We start from the raw sequence: 12,513 nt of genomic DNA, 5'->3' as shown, positions 1-12,513 counted from the left end.
CGACTTCCGGTCCAGCTTGCCGTTGGCGGTCAGCGGGATCTCGCCCAGCACCACGAACGCGGACGGCACCATGTACTCGGGCAGCCGCTCGGCGGCACCGTCGCGGACCACGCCGACCTCGAAGTCGGGACCACTCGGCACCACGTAGGCGACCAACGTCGCGTTGCCGGGCACGTCCTCGCGCACGATCACCGCGACCTGCGCGACCGAATCCTGCGCCAGCACAGCCGCTTCGATCTCGCCGAGCTCGATGCGGAATCCACGCACCTTCACCTGGTCGTCCGCGCGGCCCAGGTACTCGAGCTCGCCGTCGCGGTTCCACCGCGCCAGGTCACCGGAGCGGTAGAGCTGCCCCGACCCGAACGGATCGGCCACGAAGCGGCCGGCCGTCAGTGCCGGCTGGCCCAGGTAGCCGCGCGCCAACTGCACACCGGCGACGTACATCTCACCGGGCACGCCCACCGGCGCGGGCTGCAGACGCTTGTCGAGTACGTACACCCGCAGTCCGTCGATCGCCTGGCCGACGATGCTCGCCGACGCGGCGGCGGCGGTCTCGGCGTCGATCTTGCGGTACGACACGTGCACCGTCGTCTCGGTGATGCCGTACATGTTCACCAACGCAGGTGCGTGGTCTGGATGCCGGTCGTACCAGTCGCTCAGACGCCGCAGCTCCAGCGCCTCACCACCGAACACCACGTGCCGCAGAGCCAGCTCCGCGGGCGACTGCCGGTCGGCCTCCACCAACTGGTAGAACGCCGACGGCGTCTGGTTCAGCACCGTCACCCGCTCGCGGGCCAGCAGTTCCAGGAACTGCTCCGGCGACCGCGACGTGTAGTAGTCGACGACCACCAACGTGCCGCCGTACAGCAGCGGACCCCACAGCTCCCACACCGAGAAGTCGAACGCGTACGAGTGGAACATCGTCCACACGTCGGACTCGTCGAATCCGAACCGTCGCTCCGTGTTCGACATCAGACGGGTCACCGTCCGGTGCGGAACCTGCACGCCCTTCGGGCGACCGGTCGAACCCGACGTGTAGATCACGTAGGCCACGTTGCCGGGCCGCAACGGCGACACCCGGTCGGCGTCGGTGACCGACTCGGCCGACACCGTCGACAGGTCGACGACGTCCAGCTCGAGCACGGGAAGCGCGGCAGGCAAAGCGATCTCACGACCCGACCACGTCACCACGCAGACCGGTGCCGCGTCGGTGAGCATGTACTCGATCCGGTCTGCCGGATACGTCGGATCCACGGGCAGGTATCCGCCACCGGCCTTGAGCACCGCCAGCAGCGCCACCACCAGGTCCAGCGACCGCGGAAGCGCGACGGCCGCCAGGGTCTCCGGGCCCACACCCGACGCGATCAGGGTGCGCGCCACCGTGTTCGTGCGCTCGTCGAGCTCGCGGTAGGTCAGCTGGCCGTCACCGAACCGCACAGCGACGTGGTCGGGGAAGCTCGCGGCCGCGGCGCAGAACCGCTCGACGAGCGTGGCGTCCGCACCCGCGTCCGCACCCGCCTCCGGCCAGACCTCGAGCACATGACGACGCTCGCCGCCCGAGAGCAGGTCGATGTCGCCGACCGCGGCAATCGGATCGGCCGACACCGCATGCAGCAGTCGGACGAATCGGTCGGCGAAGGACTGCATGGTCGAATCGTCGAAGAGGTCGGTGGCGTAGGTGAGTTCGGCCGACATCCCCGCGGGCGAGCCGTCGTCGGAGAAGGTCTCCGCCATCGTCACCTGCAGGTCGAACTTGGCGACGCGGGCGTCGATCTCGACGCCGCTCACCGTCAACCCGGGCAGCTCCAGCGTCGGCACGTCCATGTTCTGGAAGGTCAACGCCACCTGGAACAGTGGGTGCCGCGCCTGCGAACGCGCCGGACTGAGCACCTCCACGAGCCGCTCGAACGGCACGTCCATGTGCGCGAAGGCCGCGACGTCGACCGCCCGGGTCTGCCCGAGAATCTCCTCGAAGCTGGTTCCGGCGTCGACCTGGGTGCGCAGCACCAATGTGCCGACGAACATGCCGACGAGGTCGTCGAGTGCGGCCTCGCCCCGCCCGGCAACCGGTGCGCCGACCGCGATGTCCGAGGTGCCCGACAGCCGCGCCAGAAGCACCGACAACGCCGCGTGCACGACCATGAACAGGGTTGCGCCCTGCGCTCGGGCCAGGCCGCGCAGTTCGCGATGCAGATCGACGTCGAGCGTGAAGCGGTGCGCCGCACCGCGATACGACGCCACCGCCGGCCGAGGCCGATCACTCGGCAAGTCGAGCTGGTCCGGCAACCCGGCCAGCGTGTCCGACCAGTGCTGCAACTGCGTCGACACCAACGAGTCGGGATCCGCTTCGGACCCGAGCACCTCACGCTGCCACAGTGCGTAATCCGCGTACTGCACCGGCAACGGCGACCACGCCGGCGCCACACCCGCGGACCGCGCCGCGTACGCGGCCATCACGTCCCGAACCAGCGGGCCCATCGACCAGCCGTCGGCACTGATGTGGTGCACCACCAACACCAGAACGAACTCGGTGGGCGAGATCTGCAGCAACGTGACCCGCAACGGAACCTGCTCTGTCACGTCGAACCCGGTCGTGGCCTCGCGGACCAGCGACTCGAACACCTCGGCCTCGTCGACCGTGACGGGGGTCAGGTCCGGCATCGCCTGCGAGACGGGCACGATCACCTGAACCGGACCGTCGGCAGTATCCGGGTACACCGTGCGCAGGACCTCGTGGCGCTCGAGCAGGTCGGCGACCGCGCCGCGCAGCGCAGCGATGTCCACCAGACCGCTCAGCCGCACCGCGACCGGAATGTTGTTCATCGCGGACGCGGTGTCGAACTGGTTCAGGAACCACATGCGTGACTGCGCCGGCGACAGCGGAATCCGCTCCGGGCGTGGCCCGGCGGTCAGCGCGATGCGACCGCCGTCGCCTTCGAGATCGCCCACTGCCGCCGCCACTGCGGCAACAGTCGAGCTCTCGAACAGCGTCCGCACCGGCACCTTGGCGTCGAGCGCGGCACCGATCCGGGCCACCACCTGCGCCGCGATCAGCGAGTTGCCGCCCAGCTCGAAGAAGTCGTCGTCGAGTCCGACCCGGTCGATCCCGAGCACCTCGGCGAACACGCCCGCCACGATCTCCTCGGCAGGGGTCGACGGCGCCCGGAACTCCCGGACATCCGCGGCCGGCACCGGCAGCGCCCGACGATCCAGCTTTCCGTTCGCCGTCAGCGGGATCTCGTCGAGCACCACGAACGCGGACGGCACCATGTAGTCGGGCAGCAGTGCTGCGGCGCCGTCGCGCACGGCCGACACGTTGACCGCCGCAGTGTCGGCAGGCACCAGGTACGCCACCAGACGCGTGCTACCCGGCACGTCCTCGCGCACGATCACCGCGACCTGCGCGACCGAATCCTGCGCCAGCACAGCCGCTTCGATCTCGCCGAGCTCGATGCGGAATCCACGCACCTTCACCTGGTCGTCCGCGCGACCGAGGTATTCCAGCTCGCCGTCACGGTTCCACCGGGCCACATCGCCCGAGCGGTACAGCGCGGAGCCGTACGCGTCGAACGGGTTCGCCACGAACCGGGCCGCGGTCAGCGCCGGCTGACCCAGGTAGCCGCGAGCCAACTGCACACCCGCGACGTACATCTCACCCGGTACCCCGACCGGGACCGGACGCAGGCGCTCGTCGAGGACGAACACCCGCAGACCCGCGATCGCCTGACCGACCACCGAGGCCGAGGCCGACGCCGCCATCGCCGCGTCGATCCTGCGGTACGACACGTGCACCGTCGTCTCGGTGATGCCGTACATGTTCACCAAAGCCGGTGCCGCGTCATCGTGCCGCGAGTACCAGTCCGACAAACGACGCAACTCCAGCGCCTCACCACCGAAGATCACGAACCGCAACGCCAACTCCGCCGGCGCCTGACGATCCGCCTCCACCAACTGGTAGAACGCCGACGGCGTCTGGTTGAGCACCGTCACCCGCTCCCGCGCCAACAGCTCCAGGAACTGCTCCGGCGACCGCGAGGTGAAGTAGTCCACCACCACCAACGTGCCGCCGTACAGCAGCGGACCCCACAGCTCCCACACCGAGAAGTCGAACGCGTACGAGTGGAACATCGTCCACACATCCGACTCACCGAACCCGAACCGCGGCTCCGTGTTCGACATCAGACGACCCACCGTCCGATGCGGAACCTGCACACCCTTCGGACGACCCGTCGAACCCGACGTGTAGATCACGTACGCGACGTTGCCCGGCCGCAACGGCGCCAGACGATCGGCATCGGCGACCGCCGCAGCCGACACACCAGCCAGGTCCACCGCGTCCAACTCGATCACGGGAAGACCGGCAGGCAAACCGATCTCACGACCCGTCCACGTCAACACACAGACCGGCGCCGCGTCAGTGAGCATGTACTCGATGCGATCCGCCGGATACGTCGGATCGACCGGCAGGTACCCGCCACCGGCCTTGAGCACAGCCAGCAGCGCCACCACCAGGTCGGCGCAGCGCGGCATGGCCACCGCCACCAACGACTCCGGCCCGACCCCGGCATCGATCAACACCCGCGCGAGGCGGTTCGACCTCTCGTCCAGCTCCCGGTAGTTCAGCGACGCACCCTCGAACCGCACCGCGACCGCGTCGGCGCGGCGCGCTGCGACTGCGCCGAACCACTCCACCAGCGTCCGCTCGACGCCGGCATCATTGCCGGACGAGTTCCACTGCGTCAGAACGGATTCGAGCTCACGCGACTCGAGTAGTTCGATGTCGCCGACCGCTGCGGCGGGATCGAGGACGACGGACTCGAGAATCCGCAGGAAGCGTCGCTCGAACTCACGCATCGTCTCCGCGTCGAACAGGTCCGTCGCGTAGGTCAGCTCCGCAGCAAGACCGGCTGCACCCGAATCACCCTTCGACTCGGTCAGATTCAGCTGCAGGTCGAACTTGGAGACCTGCTCGTCGTACTCGAGCGCGCGAATGCTCAGGCCCGGCAGCTCGAGTTCCGTGCGTGCCTGGTTCTGGAGCGAGAGCACCACCTGGAAGAGCGGGTGCCGTGCCTGTGAGCGCGCCGGGCTGAGCACCTCCACGAGCCGTTCGAACGGCACGTCCGCGTTACCGAACGCACTCAGGTCGTTCTCGCGCGTCTGCGACAGGATCTCGGTGAACGAACGCGCGGTGTCCACCTCGGTGCGCAGCACCAGGGTGTTGACGAACATTCCGACCAGGTCGTCGAGTGCGGCCTCGCCGCGGCCCGCGACGGGGGTACCGATCGCGATGTCCGAGGTGCCCGACAACCTCGCGAGCAACACCGACAACGCCGCGTGCACGACCATGAACACGGTGGTGCCCTGCGCTCGGGCCAGTTCGCCCAGCGCACCATGCAGGTCCGCACCGATCTCGAAGCGGTGCATCGCACCGCGGTACGACGCCACCGCGGGTCGCGGCCGGTCGCTCGGCAGGTCCAGCTGATCCGGCAGCCCTGCCAACGCCGCAGTCCAGTGCGCGAGCTGCGCGGCCGCGACCGAGTCCGGGTCCTGCTCGGATCCGAGCAACTCGCGCTGCCACAGTGCGTAGTCGGCGTACTGCACCGGCAACGGTGACCACGCCGGCGCCGCACCCTCGGACCGCGCCGCATATGCGACCATCACGTCGCGGGCGAGCGGCGCCATCGACCAACCGTCTGCGCTGATGTGGTGCACCACCATCGCCAGCACGAACTCGGTCTCTGACTTCCGGAGCAGCGTCACCCGTACGGGTGCCTGTGCGGTGACGTCGAATCCGGTCGAGAAGAACTCGACAAGGGCGGCCGGCAGGTCCGACTCCGCCACCACGGCGGGGGCGAGGGTGATTGCCACCTCGTCGGCAGGGAGCACGACCTGATGTGCGCCCGACTCGCCGTCCGGGAACACCGTCCGCAGCGCCTCGTGACGGCCGATCACGTCCGCCACCGCGCGCTCGAGGGCGTCGACGTCCAAATTGCCGGACATGGCGATCGCGAGCGGCAGGTTGTATGCCACCGACTCCGGATCGAAGCGGTTCAGGAACCACATGCGCTGCTGTGCCAGCGACAGCGGAAGCCGTTCCGGGCGTGCACCTGCGGTCAGGGCCGGTCGGCGAGCACCGGTGTGCGACTCGACGCGCGCCGCGAGCGCGGCGACGGTGGGCGCCTCGAAGAGGATTCGCACCGGGACGGTGGTATCGAGAGCTGCTCCCAGCCGCGCGGTCACCTGAGTGCCGATCAGCGAGTTTCCACCGAGTTCGAAGAAGTCGTCGTCGAGCCCCACCCGCTCGAGCCCGAGCACGTCGGCGAACACCTCGGCAACCGTCGACTCGAGGCGGGTCGACGGGGCACGGAAGGCGCGTGCCTCGAAAATCGGTGCCGGCAATGCCTTTCGGTCGAGCTTGCCGACCGGGGTCAACGGGATCGCGTCGAGGACCATGATCGACGCGGGCACCATGTGCGCAGGCAGGATGTCGGCCGCCGCGGCACGAACCACCGCCACGTCGAGGTCGACGCCCTCTGCCGCGCACAGGTAGGACACCAGTGCCGTGACACCGCCGACGCCCTGATGACCGAGCGTGACCGCGAAGTCGACCCCGGGCTGCGCCGCGAGCACCGCGTCGATCTCCCCGAGTTCGATTCGGAATCCGCGAACCTTCACCTGGAAATCGGACCGGCCGAGGTACTCGATCTCGCGATCCGCCGTCCACCGCGCGAGGTCACCGGTCCGGTACATCCGCTGGCCCGGCGCCCCGAACGGATCCGCCACGAACCTCTCGGACGTCATATCGGGACGCCCCACGTACGCCCGCGCCAGGCCCGCACCGACGACGTACAACTCCCCGACCACACCGGCAGGCACAGGCTGCAGCCTGGTGTCGAGCACGAGCGCGCCGATACCGGCGACGGGACCGCCGATCGTGATGGCCGTTCCTGCCGTCAACACGTCGGTGCTGGTGGCGAGCACTGTCGACTCGGTCGGACCGTAGGCGTTGATGAACCGGCGGCCCACCGACCACCGCGCCATCAGCTCGGGCGGGCACGCCTCACCCGCGACCATCAGGTGGGCGAGTTCGTCGAGCCCGGTCGGGTCGACCGTCGCAAGCGCGCCGGGCGTGATCATCGCGTGTGTGACCCGCTGTTCGCGAAGCAGGTCGGCGAGCTCGACACCGCCGAACACGCCGGGCGGCACGATCACCATGGTGGCGGCCGAGCCGAAGGCCATCAACGCCTCGTAGACCGCGACGTCGAAGCTCGGCGAGGCCACGTGCAGCGACCGTGATCCGGGTGCGAGACGGTAGTGGACCTGCTGGTGCAGGACGACATTCGCGAGACCGGCGTGGGTCACTGCAACACCCTTCGGGCGGCCCGTCGAGCCCGAGGTGTAGATGACGTAGGCCGGGTTCGCGAGCCGGAGCGGCGAGATCCGGTCGGTATCGGACACCGGGGCGGACGAGAGCCCGGCGCACCGCGACTCGACCTCGGTGGCGTCGAGAGCCAGCCAGGCCAGCTGACCGGGCAGCGCTCCCGCGAACGCCTCGAGCGTCACGCCGGTCACCGCGCCACAGTCGGACACCATGTGCGCGACCCGCTCTGCGGGGTAGTTGGGGTCGATCGGCACGAATGCGGCACCGGTCTTGGCGACCGCCCACACCGCGAGAACCGACTCGATCGACCTCGGAATCGCCACGGCAACAGCAGATTCCGGACCTGCACCCTCGGCGATCAGCACCCGTGCGAGACGAGAGGAACGCTCGTCGAGCTCGCGGTACGTCACTTCCCGACCGCCGGCGCCCACCAGGGCGACGGCATCCGGGTCCACCGAGACGGCATCGCTGAAGATCTGGTCCATCGTCCGCGGCGCGGGCAGCTCCGACGGCACGCAGGGCAGGACCCCACCCCAACGTCCGGAGAGGTCCGCGCGTTCGGCGGAGGTGAGGATCTCGACGTCACCCACCGGCGCACCCGGATCGGTGACGACGGCGTCGACAATTCGGATGAACCGCTCCGCGAAGTCGCTCACCGTCGATTCGGCGAAAAGGTCCTTCGCGTAGACGAACTCAGCCGCCACACCCTGGCCCGCGCCGGCGACGAAAGGCCGATCCGAGATGGTCAGCTGCAGGTCGAACTTGGACACGTCGACCCGGACCTCGTCGGCGGCGACCGTCAGGCCCGGCAGCTCGAGCTCGGCGCGATCCATGTTCTCGAAGGACAGCACCACCTGGAAGAGGGGATGCCGGGCGGTCGACCTGGCCGGGTTGAGCACCTGGACCAGCCGCTCGAACGGGACGTCGGCGTGCCCGAACGCGGCGAGATCGCTGTCGCGCACCTGCGCCACCAGATCGGCGAACGAGGCGTTCGGGTCCACCTCGGTGCGCAGCACCAGGGTGTTGACGAACATGCCGATGAGGTGGTCCAGGGCCTGCTCACCGCGACCGGCGACGACGGTGCCCACCGCGATGTCCGACGCGCCACTCAGACGCGACAGCAGCACCGTCAGCGCCGCATGCGTCACCATGAATGGAGTGACACCCCGAGAACGGGCGAAGCCGACGAGCGCCTCGTAGGTTCGCGCCGGAATCTCGAAGCCCAGGCGGCCGCCGTCGAACGACTGGATCGCCGGACGCGGACGGTCCGTCGGCAGGTCCAGCTGATCGGGAAGGCCCGCCAGAGTCGCCCGCCAGAAGTCGATCTGCTTGGTGGACAACGAATCACGGTCGTCCTCGGAGCCGAGGAGTTCACGCTGCCAGAGGGTGTAGTCCGCGTACTGGACTGCCAGCGGCTGCCACAGCGGCGCGATGCCTTCGACCCGGGCCGTGTAGGCCGCCATGACGTCGCGGGCGAGCACGGCGAGGGAGATTCCGTCCGCCGCGATGTGGTGCACCACCATCGCCACGGCGACCTCGGGGCGGTCCGTCGTCGCGGTGACCTCGAACACGCGGATGCGGATCGGAATCTGCGTCGTGACGTCGAACCCGCCGCCGGCGAACTCGGCCAGACGCTGGGCGAGATCCTGCTCGGCAATCGGTTCGGCCGCGTCCACCAGGTCGATCTCGTCGACCGGAACGACAACCTGCCGGGGACCGTTCGCGGAGTCGGGGAACACGGTGCGCAGCGACTCGTGCCGTTCGAGGACGTCGGTCAGCGCCGCCGCCAACGACTCCCCGTCCACCTGCCCGGCGAGCCGCACCACGAAGGGGAGGTTGTAGGTGGCCGCCGACTGGTCGAACTGGTTGAGGAACCACATTCGCTGCTGAGCCAGCGAGAGCGGCACGATGGCCGGTCGCGGGCGGGCGACCAGCGCGGGGCCGGAATCAACTGCACCGGAGAGCGATTCGATCCGTGCCGCGAGACCGGCAACGGTCGGAGCCTCGAACAGCATCCGGACGCCGATCCGGGTGCCGAACGCCGCACCGATGCGCGAGACCACCTGGTTGGCGATCAGGGAGTTGCCGCCGAGTTCGAAGAAGCTGTCGTCGGCACCGACTCGGTCGAGTCCGAGGACGTCGGCGATGATGCCGGCCACCAGCTCTTCGGACAGGCTGCGCGGCGCACGGAAGACAGTGTCGCGGTTGGCCGCCAGCGTCGGAACCGGCAGTGCCTTGCGGTCGAGCTTGCCGGAGGCGTTGAGCGGGAACTGCTCGAGGACCACCACTGCGGCGGGAACCATGTACGCGGGTAGTGATCGCATCACCGCGCCGCGGGCCTCGTCTGGCTCCACGACGGCGCCCGGCGCGGGGACCACGTACGCGATCAAGTGCTCGCCGGCCTGGGGATCGGACCGCACCACCACCACGGACTGCGCGACCTCGGCGAGGCCGAGCAGCGCGGTCTCGATCTCACCGAGCTCGATTCGCAAACCGCGCAGCTTCACCTGGAAGTCGGTGCGCCCGACGTACTCGAGCTCGCCGGACGAGTTCCAGGACACCAGGTCGCCCGTGCGGTACATCCGCTCACCGGTGTCGGAGAACGGGTTCGCCACGAACCGGTCCGCTGTCAGGTCACTGCGTCCGACGTACCCGCGAGCCAACTGAACACCGGCCAGGTACAACTCGCCCTCGACGCCGACCGGCACCGGCCGCAATCGAGAATCGAGCACGAACACCTGGGTGTTCCACACCGGCGCGCCGATCGGCACGGCGGCGGTGTCGGCCTCGGTGACCTCGTGGAACGTGACGTCGACCGCGGCTTCCGTCGGTCCGTACAGGTTGTGCAACCGCACCTGTGGCAGCACTTCGCGCAGGCGCGCAGCCGTGTCCGCGGGCAGCGCCTCACCCGAGGCGAACACCTGGCGCAGCGACGACGCCTGCGCCGCGGTCGGTTCCACCGCGAAGACCGCCAGCATCGACGGCACGAAGTGCGCCGTCGTCACGGACTCCTCCGCCATCACCTGCGCCAGATACGCCGGGTCACGATGCCCGTCAGGCACCGCGATGGCCAGTCGCGCACCAACCTGCAACGGCCAGAACAACTCCCACACCGACACGTCGAACGTCACCGGCGTCTTCTGCAACACGACGTCGTCCACGCCGAGTTCGTACTCCGCCTGCATCCAGTCCAGCCGGTTGACGATCGCGCGGTGACTGACGGCGACGCCCTTCGGCCGACCCGTCGAGCCCGATGTGAAGATGACGTACGCCGTGTTGTCCGCCGACAGCCCGGACACCCGCTCCGCATCGGCGATCGCTGCGGACGGATAGCCGGACAGATCGAGGGTGTCCACGAACAGGACAGACCTCTCCCCCGGCACCTCGAGTCCGTCACGCGAGGTGGACAGCACGCAGGCCGGGGCGGCCGTGTCGAGAATGTGCCCCACCCGCTCGGCGGGCTGATCGGGGTCGATCGGCACGTAGGCGCCGCCGGCCGCCAGCACCGCGTACACGCCGACCAGCAGGTCCAACGATCGCCGCATCCCGAGAGCCACCAGGGACTCGGGACCCACTCCCAGCGAAATCAGATGCCGTGCAAGACGATTCACCCGCTCGTCGAACTCCGAGTAGCTCAACGACTCGCCGTCGAACGACAGGGCGACCGAATCCGGGGTCCGGGCGACCTGCGACCCGAACACCGACACCAACGTGCCGTCCAGCGCGTCGTGCGCCGTGTCGTTCCAGTCGGTCAGCAGGGTCGCCAACTCGCCGTCCGAGACGGCGCCGAGCCGCCACACCTGCTCGGACTCACCGGCGGAGAGGAAGCGCTCGAAGTAGTCCAGGAACCGGGAGTGGTGCTGGTGCGCCTGGTCCTGCGTGTACAGATTCGGATTGGTCTCGAAGTCGACGTGCGTGCGTGTCCCGGCGACACTCTGGTAGAAGTTCACCGCCAGGTCCTCGACGGTGCCGGTCGACAAAATGTTGAACTCGCCGAGGACCGGCCCGAGCGTGATCTCGTTGTGGAAGAGCATGATGTTGACGAGGGGTCCGAGCAGGTCACGCGCCATCGCGGTCGACGACGCATCGCGACGGATGTCCTCGTGCCGGTACCGCTGGTGCCGCAGTGCGCCGGCAACCGCGACCTGGACGGACTTGAGCAGGTCGGCGACCGTGGTGTCCGCGCCGACGTGCAACCGGAGCGGCACCACGTTGGAGAGCATTCCGCCGGACTGGCGCATCGGGGCGGTGGTGCGCGCGGTGACCGGGAGACTCAGGATCACGTCCTCGGAGTCCGTCAACTGTGCCAGGTATCCGGCGAAGGCCGCGATGAGCATGCCCGCGGGCGATGAATCATGTTTTGCCACAGCAGAAGTCAGGAGACCATTGGCTTCGTCGGACAGTGCTGCGCTGGCCACCCCGTTGACGACGGCCGGCGGCGCCGTGCGTCCGCTTAGGCTGCTGCCCTCCTCCATGCCCGCGATCCGCTCGGCCCAGTACTCGCGGTCGGAAGCGAACCGGGAGCTCTCCCGGTAGGCGAGGTCTGCCTCGTTCAGGCTGCGCAGACTGCAGGCCTTCGACGGTGCGGGCTCCCGCCCCTCCAGCAGCGCCGAGTACAGCTCGGACACTCGCATCATGTACGCCATTGCGCCGAAGCCGTCGAGCGCGATGTGGTGGACCCGCGAGTACCAGAAGTACCGCTCGTCCTCGATGTGCAGCAGGGTGGCGCAGATCAGGCGGTCCTCGAGCAGGTCGAGCGGGGCTCCGAACTCGGCGCGCATCCACTCGTGCGCGGCCGCCTCGGGGTCCGCGTGACCGCGGAAGTCCTCGTACCCGACGTGGTCCTCGATGGACAGGTCGATGACCTGGTACGGAGTGCCGTCGACCTCGACGAGGCGAAGGAAGCCGGTGCCGAACTCCCGTGAACCGGTCAGGCTGGCCTCGTCGAGGAGATCGACGTCCAGCGGACCGCGGAGATCGACGTACTGGGCGATGTTGATCGGCACTTCGGGGTCGACGTGCTGGGCGTACCACATGCCGAGCTGCGCATGTGAGAGCGGGAAGGCCTCGTTCGCGTCACCGTGCGTGACGCGGTTCGTGCCGTCGAGTCCGTCGAACGCAGTCGGCTTCAA

The 12,513-nt window shown here is 68.9% G+C and carries 1 protein-coding gene (cut by a window edge); it reads right to left on the bottom strand.

Annotated features, from left to right (window positions below):
• On the bottom strand, nt 1–12,513 hold the start of the coding sequence (locus FK531_RS13480) for a non-ribosomal peptide synthase/polyketide synthase (RefSeq protein WP_142100103.1). It extends 20,262 nt beyond the left edge of the window; 12,513 of the gene's 32,775 nt are visible here — the first part of the coding sequence; the start codon lies at nt 12,511–12,513; its stop codon lies off the left edge, out of view.

The organism is Rhodococcus spelaei (assembly GCF_006704125.1).
Lineage (GTDB): Bacteria > Actinomycetota > Actinomycetes > Mycobacteriales > Mycobacteriaceae > Rhodococcus_G > Rhodococcus_G spelaei.
The sequence above is the reverse complement of the archived record's forward strand: the minus strand, read 5'-3'. Positions and strand labels throughout refer to the sequence as shown.